General features: G+C 61.2%; 13 protein-coding genes. 5 read left to right on the forward strand and 8 right to left on the reverse strand.

Annotated elements, in window-relative coordinates; all coding sequences use genetic code 11:
- Positions 1 to 9: 9 nt before the first annotated feature.
- Positions 10 to 984 carry an oligopeptide/dipeptide ABC transporter ATP-binding protein gene (locus K3J57_RS02125; RefSeq protein ID WP_259776606.1) on the forward strand — a complete coding sequence of 325 codons (975 nt, stop codon included), beginning with the start codon at positions 10 to 12 and terminating at the stop codon, positions 982 to 984.
- The gene (oppF, locus tag K3J57_RS02130) at positions 981 to 1,976 is read left to right on the forward strand and encodes a murein tripeptide/oligopeptide ABC transporter ATP binding protein OppF (RefSeq protein WP_371732366.1); all 996 of its coding nucleotides are present in this window, start codon (positions 981 to 983) and stop codon (positions 1,974 to 1,976) included. The genes K3J57_RS02125 and oppF overlap by 4 nt, the downstream gene beginning before the upstream one ends.
- Before the next feature lie 231 nt (positions 1,977 to 2,207).
- On the opposite strand, the gene K3J57_RS02135 is transcribed toward oppF, so the two are convergent.
- Positions 2,208 to 2,402, reverse strand: coding sequence for a heavy-metal-associated domain-containing protein (locus K3J57_RS02135; protein ID WP_259796875.1), 195 nt, complete (start codon positions 2,400 to 2,402; stop codon positions 2,208 to 2,210).
- 340 nt (positions 2,403 to 2,742) lie between these two features.
- Here K3J57_RS02135 and K3J57_RS02140 point away from each other — a divergent pair, with 340 nt between their 5' ends.
- From K3J57_RS02140 to K3J57_RS02150, 3 genes are all read left to right on the forward strand, one after another.
- A complete protein-coding gene (locus K3J57_RS02140) occupies positions 2,743 to 5,433 on the forward strand; it encodes a bifunctional acetate--CoA ligase family protein/GNAT family N-acetyltransferase (RefSeq protein WP_259772972.1) in 2,691 nt (896 codons plus the stop codon).
- Positions 5,434 to 5,500: 67 nt separating this feature from the next.
- Complete coding sequence (locus K3J57_RS02145; RefSeq protein ID WP_259776609.1) at positions 5,501 to 6,424, forward strand: histone deacetylase family protein; 924 nt, start codon at positions 5,501 to 5,503, stop codon at positions 6,422 to 6,424.
- Between the two features lie 57 nt (positions 6,425 to 6,481).
- Complete coding sequence (locus tag K3J57_RS02150; RefSeq protein WP_259796878.1) at positions 6,482 to 7,780, forward strand: hypothetical protein; 1,299 nt, start codon at positions 6,482 to 6,484, stop codon at positions 7,778 to 7,780.
- A gap of 46 nt (positions 7,781 to 7,826) precedes the next feature.
- Here K3J57_RS02150 and K3J57_RS02155 read toward each other — a convergent pair whose 3' ends face one another.
- The 7 genes from K3J57_RS02155 to K3J57_RS02185 form a co-directional block, all read right to left on the reverse strand.
- Positions 7,827 to 8,894, reverse strand: a complete 1,068-nt coding sequence (locus K3J57_RS02155; protein ID WP_259796881.1) for an NAD(P)/FAD-dependent oxidoreductase — start codon at positions 8,892 to 8,894, stop codon at positions 7,827 to 7,829.
- Positions 8,887 to 9,822: an aldo/keto reductase gene (locus tag K3J57_RS02160; protein WP_259796883.1), complete on the reverse strand. Its 936-nt coding sequence runs from the start codon at positions 9,820 to 9,822 to the stop codon at positions 8,887 to 8,889. Before K3J57_RS02160 ends, K3J57_RS02155 begins: the two co-directional genes overlap by 8 nt.
- 134 nt (positions 9,823 to 9,956) lie before the next feature.
- Positions 9,957 to 10,097, reverse strand: a complete 141-nt coding sequence (locus K3J57_RS02165; RefSeq protein ID WP_259793741.1) for a hypothetical protein — start codon at positions 10,095 to 10,097, stop codon at positions 9,957 to 9,959.
- A gap of 178 nt (positions 10,098 to 10,275) precedes the next feature.
- Complete coding sequence (locus tag K3J57_RS02170; RefSeq protein WP_259796885.1) at positions 10,276 to 10,857, reverse strand: EF-hand domain-containing protein; 582 nt, start codon at positions 10,855 to 10,857, stop codon at positions 10,276 to 10,278.
- A gap of 121 nt (positions 10,858 to 10,978) precedes the next feature.
- Positions 10,979 to 12,058, reverse strand: a complete 1,080-nt coding sequence (locus K3J57_RS02175; RefSeq protein ID WP_259772966.1) for a BMP family ABC transporter substrate-binding protein — start codon at positions 12,056 to 12,058, stop codon at positions 10,979 to 10,981.
- Position 12,059: 1 nt separating this feature from the next.
- Positions 12,060 to 12,842, reverse strand: coding sequence for an ion transporter (locus K3J57_RS02180; protein ID WP_259793747.1), 783 nt, complete (start codon positions 12,840 to 12,842; stop codon positions 12,060 to 12,062).
- Positions 12,843 to 12,857: 15 nt separating this feature from the next.
- Positions 12,858 to 13,781, reverse strand: coding sequence for an ABC transporter permease (locus K3J57_RS02185; RefSeq protein WP_055188214.1), 924 nt, complete (start codon positions 13,779 to 13,781; stop codon positions 12,858 to 12,860).
- Positions 13,782 to 13,793: the final 12 nt, after the last annotated feature.

Here is a 13,793-nt window from a genome sequence, read left to right on the forward strand (position 1 = left end):
GGATGTGAAATGGCACTACTTGAAGTTCGTGACCTGAAGGTCCAGTTTGACACCCCCGATGGCACCGTGACCGCCGTGGACGGGATCAGTTTTGACCTCAACAAAGGCGAAACGCTGGGGGTTGTGGGGGAAAGCGGATCCGGCAAGTCGCAGACCGTTTTCGCGATCATGGGGCTTTTGGCGCAAAACGGCCGGGCCTCTGGCTCGGTCAAGCTGGATGGGCAGGAAATCCTGAACCTGCCCACAGCGCAACTCAACAAGATCCGCGCGGAAAAGATCGCAATGATCTTTCAGGATCCGATGACCTGTCTGAACCCGTTCCTGCGGGTTTCCGACCAGATGGCCGAGGTGCTGACCCACCACAAAGGGATCAGCAAACGCGAGGCTGTCAAACAGGCGGTCGACATGTTGGATGCCGTGCGCATTCCCGAGGCGAAAAAGCGTGTGACCATGTATCCGCACGAGTTTTCCGGCGGGATGCGCCAACGGGTGATGATCGCCATGTCGCTTCTGTGCAAACCGGATGTGCTGGTGGCGGATGAACCGACAACCGCGCTTGACGTGACCGTGCAGGCACAGATCATGGACCTGCTGGCCGACCTGCAGCGCGACTTCAACATGGCGATCATTCTGATCACCCATGATCTGGGGGTCGTGGCAGGGTCGTGCAAGGAAACGCTGGTCATGTATGGTGGGCAGCAGATGGAATATGGCACCACCGAGGGCCTGTTCGAAATGCCGACCCACCCTTACACGATGGGCCTTCTGCAGGCGGTTCCCCGGCTGGATCTCGAAGGCGCACGTCTGGCCACCATCGCGGGCAGCCCCCCCAACATGATGAACATGCCCAAAGGGTGCCCGTTCTCGCCGCGGTGTGACTTTGCAGATGATCGCTGCGCCGTGGAACGCCCTGCACTGGATGGTGTCGCGGGCCGCAAGGTGCGTCGCCGCGCCTGCCTGAAATCGCTGGAGGACCTGGCATGAAGGACATGAACAGCAAAGATCCGCTCCTTACCGTGCGGGACCTGAAAGTCTGGTTTGATATCAAACGCGAGGGCGCCATGCCCTGGACGCCGTCTGATACGCTGAAGGCCGTGGATGGGGTGGATTTTGACCTGATGCCGGGGGAAACCCTTGGCATCGTTGGCGAAAGCGGGTGCGGTAAGTCGACCCTTGCCCGCGCCATCATGCGGATGGTGCCGGCCGAAGCGGGCACGGTGATGTGGCTGGGTGATGATCTTCTGTCATTGTCCAAACGCGAAATGAACCGCCACCGCAAAGAGATGCAGATGATCTTTCAAGATCCGCTGGCCTCTCTCAATCCACGCATGACAATTGGTCAGATCGTGGCTGAGCCACTCAAAACCCATTTCCCGAACCTGTCCACGTCCGAGGTCAAGCAGCGGGTGCGAGAGGTGCTCGACCGGGTCGGCATTCTGCCCAACATGATCAACCGCTACCCGCATGAGTTTTCCGGTGGCCAGTGTCAGCGCATCGGCATCGCCCGCGCGCTGGTGGTGAAACCGCGAATGATCATCTGCGACGAACCGGTTTCGGCGCTGGACGTGTCGATCCAGGCGCAGGTGATCAACCTCTTGATGGACCTGCAGGAAGAAATGGGCCTTTCGCTCATCTTCATCGCCCATGACCTTTCCGTGGTGAAACATATCTCAACCCGCGTCATGGTGCTCTATCTGGGCAATGTGATGGAAGTCAGCGAGGCCGAGCAGCTCTATCGCGCGCCGGGTCACCCCTACACGCAGGCGCTGATCTCGGCGGTGCCGATCCCGGACCCAAAAGCCGAAGCCTCGAAAGAGGTGATGCTGCTGGATGCCGATCTGCCCTCACCACTCAACCCGCCGTCAGGCTGCGTGTTCCGAACCCGCTGCCCGCATGCAAAAGAGATCTGTGGTCAGGAAAAACCGCGCCTTACGGATCGCGGCAACCAACAGCAAGTGGCCTGCCATCTGCTTTGAGCCATCTGAGAGCACACAATAAAGCCCCCACCGGACCAGTGGGGGCTTTTTCATGTCCCGCGCTTCGCTTGGGATCTGCCTCCGGCAGGGATATTTGTGACAAGAAAAAAGACCGTTCTGGCAGCCTCTTTTTCTTGCTTCAAATACCTCGGGGTGAGCCTCGAAGAGGCGAGGGGCAGCGCCCCTTTATGAATGAGGTCAGCTGGCCCGTCTTTGGCGGTGCCGGGTCCGTCAGGTGGGGGTGGCGGGAAACCCGATTTCATTCAGCAGCTCAATCACCCGATCCGTTGAAAGCCCCGATACGGCCACCTGACGATTTTCCATGTCAAAGCTGATCTCAACCCCGTCACCAGCCCCCTCGAGCGCTTTGGTGATCGAGGCTTTGCAATGGCCGCAACTCATGTCGGGGACGTTGAATTTGGTCATGTTTCTGCTCCTGCTGGCAGTTCGATAAAGTAAGAGAATTCCGCAATGGGAGTATCAGGTCAAGCTCAGCCCTGCCCCTTGACCTTTTGTCACATCAGCCCATCGGGGCCTGTTGCATACGTGTCGAAATTGATCTGGCGCCTTAAGCTGCAGAGACTGTTCCGGCTGGGGGAGGCACTTGGATAAACCCGCGCTGAGGCCAGATTTTTTGATCTGCCACCACCACATAACGCCTTTTGGTTGATGAAGGTCAAAGCGGTTTTGTGTAGGTCAGTTATGACAAAATCATCCCCGCCACCATGGTGTTGGGCGGGGCAACCGGCTTCTTCAGGAGTGCGCAATGGACGCCCACCCGCTCAACCTGCTTTTTAACCCCCGTTCCGTTGCGGTGTACGGGGCCAGTGTGACCTCAAACTCCGTAGGGGCGCTCACCTATGCCAACCTTCGCGAAGGGGGATTTAAGGGCAGGATTTTCCCGGTAAACCCGAAACATGAGACGTTGGGGGAGGTGCCCTGTTACGCCCGCACAAGCGATCTGCCAGAAGAGGTGGATCTGGCCGTGATTGCCACTCCGGCCCGGGTGGTGCCCGGTATCCTGCGCGATCTCGGAGAAGAAGGGATCAAACATGCGATTGTCCTGTCCGCGGGCTTTGGCGAAGGGGCGGCAGACAAGGTGCAGGGCAAGCGGCTTGAGGCCGAAGCGATCGCCGCCGCGCGGAAATACGGGATCCGTTTCCTGGGGCCGAACTGTGTCGGGCTGACCCGTCCGTGGCTGGGGCTGAACGCGTCTTTCCTGCGCACCCAGGCCCCTGAAGGGCGGCTTGCGCTGGTGTCCCAGTCCGGTGCGCTTCTGTCTGCCATTGCTGATTGGGCCGGCCCGCACCATTCCGGGTTTTCGGCCATGGTCTCTCTGGGCAATTCGATCAATATCGACTTTGGCGATGTGGTGGAGTTTCTGGCGACCGACCCCAAGACCGATGCCATTTTGCTTTATGTCGAAGGGTTGCGGGATGCGCCCGGCTTCCTGTCCGCTGTGCGCCACGCTGCTCGGATGAAACCGGTGATTGTCGTGAAATCGGGCCGCCACGCGGTAAGTGCCGAAGCGGCCCACACCCATACCGGGGCGCTGATCGGGTCGGATGCGGTGTTTGATGCGGCCATCGAGCGTGTCGGGGCTGTGCGGGCCGATACGCTGGGTCAGCTTTTTGCCGCTGCCGAAATCCTTGCCAACTCGAAAAAAGCCAGCGGAAAGCGGCTTTGCATCGTGACCAATGGTGGCGGGGCCGGGGTCCTGGCGGCCGACCGCGCGGTGGATCTGGGGCTCGAACTGCCGCCGCTGTCGGACAAGACGAAATCCGCGCTGGATCAGGTGCTGCCCCCGTTCTGGAGCCACGCCAACCCGGTGGATATCTTGGGCGATGCAAGCCCCGAGGCCTATCATGCGGCCGTCAAGGCCGCGATGGCGGATCCGGACAATGATGGGGTTCTGGTGCTCCTGACCCCGCAGGCGATGACCGACCCGACCGCCGTGGCCCGCGCGGTGATCGACGCGTTGCCGAAGCGGCGCAAAAAGCCGGTTCTGGCCTGCTGGATGGGCGAAAGCTCGGTGCTGGAGGCACGCAAGCTGCTCAGCGAGAACGGGGTCTCTGATTTCCAGACCCCGGAACGCGCGGTTGAGGGGTTCAGTTATCTGGCAAAGCACCATCGCAACCGCAAGCTGGCGCTGGAAATGCCGCGCGCGCTGCCGCCAGAAGCGCAGCCGGATTATGACGGGGCACGGATGATCATCGAAGGCGCCCTGTCCGAGGGGCGCAAGATGCTGTCGGATACGGAGAGCAAGGCGCTTTTGCGCGCGTTCCACGTCCCGGTGAATATCACGATCGAGGCCACTGACCCACGCGCCGCATTGGTGGCTGCGGAAACGGTGGGCTTCCCGGTGGCGATGAAAATCAACTCGCCCGATATCACCCACAAGACCGATGTGGGGGGGGTCAAGATCAATATCGCCCATGCGGCCAGCGTGAAACGGGCGTTTCATGAAATTGTCGCCAACGCGCGCAGGGCGCTGCCCGAGGCCGCCATTCACGGTGTCACGGTTGAGCCGATGGCGCAGTTGCGGCAGACCCGTGAGCTGGTGATCGGCGCCAGCCGTGACCCGGTATTTGGGCCAACCATCCTGTTTGGCGCGGGGGGCACCATGGTTGAGGTGATGCGCGACAGCGCGGTGGCGCTTCCTCCGATCAACTCGGTTGTGGCCAACCGTCTGATCAACCGGACCAAAGTGTCCAAGGCGCTGGACCGGTTCCGGGATTACGCCCCGGTGGACCGGGCGGCGGTGGTTGATGTGCTGAAACGCGTCTCGAAGATTGTCAGTGAGCTGCCAGAGGTGCTCTCGCTCGACATCAACCCGCTGATGGCTGGCCCGGATGGGGTGCTGGCTGTGGATGCACGTATCGAGGTGGCCCGCCCGCCGGCCAGTGACGGGATCTATGATCACCTGGCGATCCACCCCTATCCGCGCCACCTGATGCGCCAGACCTATCTGACCGATGGAACGCCGTTGATGATCCGCCCGATCCGCACCGATGATGCGGACCATGTGCAGGAGTTCACCCGCAACCTGTCTGAGGAAGCGCGACTGATGCGTTTCATGGGGCAGGTGAACGAGCTGAGCCCGGAAATGCTGGTGCAATTCACCCAGCTCGACTATCGCCGCGAAATGGCATTGGTCGCCATGGCCGAACTTGACGGGAGCGAGGTGCAGGTTGGCGTGGCGCGCTATGTGATCAATCCCGATGGGCGGACCTGCGAATTTGCGGTCGTGGTCTCGGACCGGATCCAGCATCAGGGCCTTGGCACCAAACTGATGAAAGGCCTGTTCCATGCCGCCAGCCAGCATGGGCTGGAAGTGATCGAAGGCTCGGTTTTGAAGAAAAACGAACCGATGCTGCGATTGATGAAAGAGCTGGGTTTCACCCAGCGCCCCGATCCCGATGACCGTGAACTGGTGATCGTTGAGAGGTGGATCTGACGGTCCGTAAAGGTGCCGTTGCACCGGACAGACCAAAAAGAATGAGGCAGAGGTAAGGGAGGACCAGATGCTGTCAATGATATCACACCCGGAATGCCGGGATCATGACGCGGGGGCGATGCACCCGGAAACCAAGGAACGGCTGGATGCGATCATGAACCAGCTGATCATGTCGGGGATGGATTACGTGATCCGGCACCGGGACGCGCCGCTGGTCACCCGTGAACAGCTCGAACGGGTGCATGCGGCTGAATATCTTGACCGGGTCTATGCGATTGCGCCGGGTGAGGGGATGCAGTCGATCGAAGTGGATGGCGATACGGTGATGAGCCCCGGCACGCTCCGCGCGGCCGAACGCGCCGCCGGGTCGGGGGTGATGGGGGTCGACCTGATCATGTCCGGCGAAGCCAACCCGATCTTCTGCGCCGTGCGCCCGCCCGGGCATCACGCCGAACGCGCCGAGGCGATGGGGTTTTGCCTGTTCAACAATATCGCCGTTGCCGCCGCCCATGCGCTTGAGGCCCACGGGCTTGAGCGTGTCGCGATCATCGACTTCGATGTGCACCACGGCAATGGCACCGAAGAGATCTTCAAAGAAGAGCCGCGCGTGCTGTTCTGCTCCAGCTTCCAGCACCCGTTCTATCCGTTTACGGGGCACGAGAAGGAAACCGACAACCTCGTCGATATTCCCCTCTCCGCAGGCGCAGGCAGCACCGAGTTCCGCGAGGCCGTAAGCGACCACTGGCTGCCGCATCTGCATGATTTCAAACCGCAATTGGTGCTGATCTCGGCCGGGTTCGATGCCCATACCGCCGATGACATGTCATCGGTCAATTTGGTGGATGCAGATTACGAATGGGTGACGCATCGCCTCAAGGACGTGGCGGATCAACATGCTGACGGGCGGATCCTGTCGATGCTTGAAGGCGGGTATGAACCGGATGTGCTGGCGCGCTCCGTGGTCAAGCACCTGAACGTGTTGCTGGGCTGATCGCCCGGCGCATCCGCCCGAAACGGCGTGACACCAGCAAAGGAAAAGAGGCGCATTATGGCATTCCCGATCTCTCCCGGCGTGTTCTTGCAAGACAACCGTTGCCCGCCTGAATGGCTGGGGAAAGGCGTGGTCCTGTTTGTAGGGCCGTTTGCAAAGGGGCCCGTGGGCGTGCCGGTCAGCGTGAAAACCGCGTTTCAGGCAGAGCTGATTTTTGGTGTTGATGATGGCACTTTCGTGACGGCTGCTGCGCTGCGCCAGTTTTTTGAACAGGGCGGACGCACGGCCAAGGTGCTGCGCGTGGGCATCGGTCACCCAACCCCGGCACATTTGAGAGCCGCAGACAACAGTCGCGTGCAGGTGTTGCCGGCAGAGGATCTTGCTGCGGATCTGATCGCTGGTCAGGTCGGCGCAGGGGCGGAAAAGGGGGGCGGCGGGGGAACGGGCCAATCTGATTTCGACCCCGGCCCGGATCAAATTCTTCCCGGCCAGGCTGGGTGGGAACAGGCTCTGGCCACCCAGATGAAGGCCCCGTGGGGCACATCAGAAGATGGGCTTTCTGTCCTGCGCGAACTCGCGCCCGGACGGGTGGAAATGATGGCCGCCCCCGCGCTGGCCTTCCTGCCGGCCGCAGAGGCCCGTGCGATCTATCGCAAGCTGCATGCGCTTTGCGTTGAGAAAGATATCTTTCTGCTGCTTGATCCCCCGACCTGCGCGGATATTCCCGTGGATCGGTGGTTTGACGGGTTTGGGCTGGGGCGCAGCCAGCATGCGGTTGCACTGGGCAATCTGCTCACAGAAGGTCAGGCCCCTGCGCGGGTCCTGCCCCCCTCCGGGGCCGTGGCGGGCCTGCTTGATCGCGTCGCGCGGCAGCGTGGGGTCTGGGCGCCGGTTACCGGCAAACGCTGCTCTCTGACCGGGATGGGTGTGATGCCGGGCCGGTTGGAACCCCGGGCAGCACGGTGCAATATCAATGTGCTGCGCGATCTGGGAGAAGGCGTGGTTTTACCTCCTGATGGAGTGTTCAGCCGGGCCGGGCATGATGCACCCCGGCTGCGGGTTCTGAGATTGCTGCGCAAAACCCGGCTGACGCTGCGGGCAGAACTGGTGCGCCTGATGGTTGCACGGGATGTCGACAGCCGCCGATCTGAAGCGCGGTTGATTGCCGAGGCGTTGATGACGCAGCTTTGGGCGGATGGCGCCCTGAAAGGGGCCAAACCGTCCGAGGCCTTCCGCGTCTCAACCACGAAGCCAGCCCCCGACAGTGACCTGTTTGAGCTTTGCGTCGGGCTTGCACTTCAGAGCGCGGGAAAGTTTCACTGGGAGGCCATCAAAGTGGACGCACAGGGGCACTGAGGGACACTGAGCGGCGAGGAGGGGCACTGACACGCGGGAAGCGAACTCAGCTGAACCGATCCGGGGTCAGGGTGCGGACGATCTCCTCCGGCAGATCCGGCTGACGCCCCGCAACAAGGTCCGCCAGCAATTGTGACGCGGCAGGGGCGGATTGCATCCCGTATCCCCCTTGTCCGGCACACCAGATAAAGCCCTGATCCGCCGGGGCAGGGCCCAGCACCAGCGACCGATCCGGTGCAAATGTGCGCAACCCTGCCCAATTCGCCAGTATTCGTGTGACAGGTGTCGTGACATGCTCTTCGTAACGGGCAAGGCCCTCGGCCAGAACCATGTCATCCGCCCAGGCATCCTGCGGGGGCAAGGGATCTTCATCGGCAGGTGACACGATCAGCGCACCTGCATCCGGCTTTGCATACCAGCTTTCCCCGGCTCCCATGAACATTGGCCAGTTGCTTACATCCTGCCCATCCGGGGCCGGCAGGCGGGCCATGGAGCGGCGATAGGCCTGCAGCCCCACCGGAGCGACCCCGGCCATGTTGGCAATGTCATCCGCCCATGGACCGGCGGCATTGACCAGAATATGCCCGTCATGGCACCCGTTTGTGGTTTCGACCTGCCAGCCATGTGTCAGGCGGGTGATGCCGGTGACCCGCGCCCGTGTTTGGATCTCTCCGTTCTGGCGCAACTCACGGGCAAAGCCGTTCAGCAACAGGTCGGTATCCAGATCCCACGCATCGGGGTGATATCCTGCGCCGACAATCAGATCCGTGTTCAGGATCGGGACCAGATCATGGGCGTCTTCTTTCGTGATCCGGGGCAGGCGCAATTCAGTCAGGTCGTCTTCAAACAGGCTTTCCTGCCCTTCGAGGGCAAGCACCATCAACCCGCGCGGGGTCAGCACATCTGCCGCCTCGTGATGGGGGCGTGAGGCCTGGCTGAGCAGTTTGACACTTGTCGCGCCGTAATTCTCTTCGAACATTGCCGCAGACCGGCCCGAGGCATGGTAGGCCAGACCCTCTTCCGCTTCGAGCACCAGAACGCGGCCCAGGCTGGACAGGCGGGCGCCTGCGGAAATCCCGGCAATGCCGCCGCCGATAATGATAAAGTCAAACATGTTCTTCCAAACGATCCGTAGCAGGGGGTGGGGATTGGGTGAGGGCGGACAGACGCGCATAGAGGGCGTCGTCCATCGGGTATTGCAACCCGTCAAGTGAGGGGCGCAACTGCTCGGCTGAGCGGGCGGAAAGGATGGGGGCAGGGCGCGTTGGGTGGGCCGCAGCCCAGGCAACGGCCAGGGTGGCTGGATGGGTGCCGAGGGTTCTGGCGATCTCGCTCACCCGCTGTGCCGCATGGTGCATCCAGCCCGGCCCATAACGGATGGCATAATCATCGTCTTCGGTCAGCCGTCCAGCCCCACCTTCGGCATATTTCCCGGTCAAAAGCCCGCCGCCAAGCGGTGAATATGTCAGCGGCAGGATGCCTTCGGCGGCGCACATCGGCAGGATCTCTACCTCGGCCTGACGTTTGACCAGGGAATACATCGGTTGCAGCGCATCAAGTCTGGTGCCCATGGAATGCGCGATGCACTGGGCTTTCATCGCCTGCCATGCGGCATAGTTCGAGACGGCCAGATAGCGCACCGCCCCCTGCTGTTGCAACTCGGCCAGGGTTGTGATCTGCGCCTCGAGCGGCAGGTTCGGGTTGAACCGGTGCAAATAGAGGAGGTCGATCACCTCCTGCCCCAGCCGCCTGCGTGACAGGTCAAATTCTTCGCGCAATGAGGCCAGATTGTCGGGAGTTCGGTAGCCGATCTTGGAGGCGATGATCAGGCGCTCGCGATGGGGTTTGATCAGGGCGCCAAGGATTTTTTCCGATGCGCCGCCAGTGTACAGATGGGCCGTGTCAAAATGGGTGATGCCCGCCTCAAGGCAGGCGTCAAACATTGCCGCCGATGCGGCCTCGTCGGCCTTGGCGCCAAATTGCATCGTGCCAAAGGCGCAGCGCCCGGCGGGTGTGCCATCAAGAGAAATCAGCTCGGTCATGGCGCGACACTGCCTTGGAATTGCCGGAAGGAAAAGGGAAAAACCGCCCTCGTGCAAAGACGAGGGCGGCAAGCGGGCCGCCGGGCGGGGACAGGTCAGGAAGACATCCGGCGGCCCAACTTGTTTCGATTGTGTCAGTCCCGATGCAAGGCGGGGCGCGCGTTGTGGCTGTCGTGGCCAGATGTGCAATCCTGACCGGCGGGGGAAAACGCGCTGATCCCTTTCAGGGGCAGAGCGATGGCGATGAGGACGGATAGAAGCAGGGCTTTTTGCATGATGAAGGTCCTGTGTGTGCGTCTGAAACTGATACGCGGCACCGAGGTGTTTCCGTCTCTGAAACCCTGCAGGAAAAACCTGGGACACTTGTTTGTTCACTGGCTCTGGTCCCCAAGCGCATTATGAGCAAAAAACACCCCCGCCGAGGGCGGGGATGTCGAGATGTCTCATCAGGGGTCAACCGCGACCGAAATCGGATTGGGTGATGACACCGTCCTGATTGCGGTCCTGCCGGGTGAACCATGGCTCCAGCCCTTGCAGGAATTCCTCCCGCGTGACCAGACCGTCGCCATCCAGGTCGGCATTTTGGCGTTCCATCGAACGGGCGGCGCCATGTTCACCCATTCCCTGTCCCATTCCAGAGCCATTCCGCTGACCGTTTCCTTGGCCTTTGCCCTGACCATTACCCTGGCCATTGCCTTGGCCATGCCCCATGCCTTTGCCCTGACCTTTGCCTTGACCCTGACCTTTGCCCATCCCCTGCCCACCAGACAGGCCATGCTCCTGCATGTCCTGCGCGCGGGCCTGATCAAAAGGTTCATATTCCTCGGCGCTGAGGACGCCATCGTCATTGCTGTCAAAAGTGTAGAAAATGTCGCCGCGTCGCTCTCGGGCTTCGTCCAGCGTAACCTGCCCGTCTTCATTCAGGTCCCACATTTCGATGAAATGGGCGCCGGGCTGGTTCTGAGCCATAGCAGGGAGGGCGAGGGCTGCAAGAAAGGCGGCCGTTGCGGTGGTGGTGAGAAAGGCGCGTGTCATGGCAGGTCTCCGTTCATGTCCATATATTCATGATACGGAATGTCGGCGGGTTTCCGTCGCGCCCGGACCAAGAAAAAAGCCCCGCACAGGGCGGGGCTTTCGAGGATCCTGAAACAGGAGATCAGTTCGACGGGATCTCTGCGTCAATGCCTTCGACGTAGAAATTCATGCCAGCCAGCGTGCCGTCATCTGCGACCTCACCATCAGCAAGCCATGCGCTGCCGTCCTGCTTGTTCAGCGGGCCGGTAAAGGCGTGGTATTCGCCCGAGGCGAGCTGGGCAACCAGTGCTTCGGCTTCTGCCTTCACCTCAGCCGGAACCGCATCGGTGATCTCACCAATGCCCACCATGCCAGCGCCAATGCCGTCCCAGGTGGCAACCGACTGCCAGGTGCCATCCATCACGGCTTTGGTGCGGGCGACATAGTAGGGGCCCCAGTTGTCAATGATCGACGAGACACGCGGGAAGGGGGCGTATTCCGCCATATCCGAGGCCTGACCGAAGGTGATCACGTTGCCGGCTTCCTTGGCGGCAGCCTGCGGTGCGGTTGAATCGGTGTGTTGCAGGATCACGTCGGCGCCTTGCTCGATCAGGGCCTTGGCAGCATCCGCTTCCTTGGTCGGATCAAACCAGGTGTAGGCCCAGATGATCTTGAACTGCACATCCGGGTTCACCTTCTTGGCGTGGATAAAGGCTGAGTTGATGCCGCGGATCACTTCCGGGATCGGGAAAGAGGCGATGTAGCCAATGGTGTTGGTCTTGGTCATCTTGCCCGCAATGTGGCCCTGAACCGCGCGACCTTCATAGAAGCGGGCCGAGTAGTTCGACACGTTCGGCGCGGTTTTATACCCGGTGGCATGTTCAAATTTCACGTTCGGGAATTTCTGCGCGACGTTGATGGTCGGATCCATGTAGCCAAACGAGGTGGTGAAAATCAGGTCTGCCCCGGCCAGCGCCATCTGGGTAATCGCACGTTCCGCATCCGCCCCTTCCGGCACGCTTTCCTGATAGATGGTCTCAACCTTGTCGCCAAAGGCTTCTTCCACGGCCAGCCGGCCCTGATTGTGTTCATAGGTCCAGCCGCCGTCACCCACGGGCCCCACGAAAATGAACCCGACTTTGGTCTTGTCTTCGGCTTGCGCCGCGCCCGCCAGGCCCGCGACCAGTGCTGCACCGGCCAGCAGTGATTTCAATGCACGCATATTATTCTCCCTTGGTGGATTGAGCAGTTTTCGATTGGTTTTCTTTGTCCGCCTCCGAGGCGGAATTCGCAAGTTTTTTCTGGATGTTGGTATCGGCCTCAAGAAGCGCCGTGGTGATGATGGCGCTGGGCACGGCAATCACGCCCAGCCCCAAAAACAGCACAAATGTGGTAAAGACCCGCCCGCCTGCCGTGATCGGAACCATGTCGCCATAGCCCACGGTGGTAAAGCTTGCCACCGCCCACCACAGGCTTTGCGGGATCGAGGAAAACACCTCGGGCTGGGCATCATGTTCGAAGATATAGATCCCGACCGAGGCCACATAGAGCATGAGCCCCGCAATGATGCCAAAGATCGCCAGCTCGCCGCGCACTTCCTGAAAGGCGGTTGCCAGCCGCTCCATCGCGTGGCTGCCGCGAAACAGTTTGACAAGCCGCACCAGACGCAGCAGGCGGAAGATCCGCACGGCTTGCCATTGCGGGGTCAGAAGGGCGATGGCGGGCAGAATGGTGAGCAGGTCGACCAGCCCCCAGAAGCTGAAGATATAGCGCAGCCGGGGGCGGGTGCAGGTCACCCGCAGAAGATATTCGGCGGTAAAGATCCCCAGAACCAGCACTTCGAAGCCAAACAGGATGTGACGCAGGTTCTTGGGAAGCCCCGGTTCGGTCTCCAGCGCAATGGCCACGGCGGACAGCAGGATCAGCGCATCCATGCCGCGCGCCACGATCCCCCCGAAAGTGGGGTGGCTGCCGTCCAGGATGTCGATGACCTCTTGCCGTTTCACGTGATTGCCTGCGCCTTAATGTGTTGCATGGAAAATCCTGCCAAGGGCCCCCGGTGCGCCGTGATCCCCTTTCATCGAGATCGCCACGAGGACGAGAATTGTGATGACGAAGGGGGAGCTGGCCAGCACTTCAACCGGGATCGGCACACCCGCCGCCTGCAGGTTCAGCTGCAGCACCGAAATGCCGCCGAACAGATAAGCGCCCAGCAGCACCCGCCAGGGGCGCCAGGAGGCAAAGACGACAATCGCCAGCGCGATCCATCCCGCGCCAGCCGTCATCCCATCCACCCATTGCGGCACCCGCACCAGAGAGATGTAGGCCCCGCCCATCCCTGCACAGGCGCCACCGAAGGCAATCGCCATCAGCCGCACCCGGATAACCTTGTAGCCCAGCGCATGGGCGGCGTCATGGTTTTCCCCCACACCGCGCAGGATCAGGCCCGCCCGTGTATGGGTCAGCCCATACCAGACCACCGCAATCAGCAGCACGCTGAAATAGACCATCGGGTCATGCCGGAACAGGACCGGGCCCAGAACCGGAATATCGGCCAGCAGAGGGATCTCAAATTTCGCCAGTGTCTCGACCTTCATCCCCTCATAGGGTTTGCCAATCAGCGATGACAGTCCAAGACCAAACAGCGTCAGCCCCAGCCCGGTTGCCACCTGATTGGACAGGAGGTACTGGGTCAGCACGCCAAACAGCATCGACAGGCCCGCCCCGGCCAATGCGGCCGCCAGAAACCCGAGGGCGGGGTTTTCACTGTTGATCGTCACCGCAAAGCCCACCACGGCGCCGGTGATCATCATGCCTTCGACACCCAGGTTCAGAACGCCCGCTTTCTCGACCACCGCTTCGCCGATTGCGGCCAGCAGGATCGGGGTGGCCGCCACCATCAGTGAGGCCAGAAGCAGGAGTGGATTGATCTGTGACAGGTCCATGATCTTTCCTCC

Origin of the sequence: Aliiroseovarius crassostreae (assembly GCF_025137635.1) — a bacterium.
GTDB classification, from domain to species: domain Bacteria; phylum Pseudomonadota; class Alphaproteobacteria; order Rhodobacterales; family Rhodobacteraceae; genus Aliiroseovarius; species Aliiroseovarius crassostreae.

Excerpts from the sequence above, each read along its gene's own strand:
- K3J57_RS02175 (WP_259772966.1), bottom strand. The coding sequence starts at position 12,058 with ATGCGTGCATTGAAATCACTGCTGGCCGGTGCAGCACTGGTCGCGGGC.
- K3J57_RS02150 (WP_259796878.1), top strand. The coding sequence starts at position 6,482 with ATGGCATTCCCGATCTCTCCCGGCGTGTTCTTGCAAGACAACCGTTGC.
- oppF (WP_371732366.1), top strand. The coding sequence starts at position 981 with ATGAAGGACATGAACAGCAAAGATCCGCTCCTTACCGTGCGGGACCTG.
- K3J57_RS02160 (WP_259796883.1), bottom strand. The coding sequence starts at position 9,822 with ATGACCGAGCTGATTTCTCTTGATGGCACACCCGCCGGGCGCTGCGCC.
- K3J57_RS02135 (WP_259796875.1), bottom strand. The coding sequence starts at position 2,402 with ATGACCAAATTCAACGTCCCCGACATGAGTTGCGGCCATTGCAAAGCC.
- K3J57_RS02185 (WP_055188214.1), bottom strand. The coding sequence starts at position 13,781 with ATGGACCTGTCACAGATCAATCCACTCCTGCTTCTGGCCTCACTGATG.
- K3J57_RS02125 (WP_259776606.1), top strand. The coding sequence starts at position 10 with ATGGCACTACTTGAAGTTCGTGACCTGAAGGTCCAGTTTGACACCCCC.
- K3J57_RS02170 (WP_259796885.1), bottom strand. The coding sequence starts at position 10,857 with ATGACACGCGCCTTTCTCACCACCACCGCAACGGCCGCCTTTCTTGCA.
- K3J57_RS02145 (WP_259776609.1), top strand. The coding sequence starts at position 5,501 with ATGCTGTCAATGATATCACACCCGGAATGCCGGGATCATGACGCGGGG.
- K3J57_RS02155 (WP_259796881.1), bottom strand. The coding sequence starts at position 8,894 with ATGTTTGACTTTATCATTATCGGCGGCGGCATTGCCGGGATTTCCGCA.
- K3J57_RS02165 (WP_259793741.1), bottom strand. The coding sequence starts at position 10,097 with ATGCAAAAAGCCCTGCTTCTATCCGTCCTCATCGCCATCGCTCTGCCC.
- K3J57_RS02140 (WP_259772972.1), top strand. The coding sequence starts at position 2,743 with ATGGACGCCCACCCGCTCAACCTGCTTTTTAACCCCCGTTCCGTTGCG.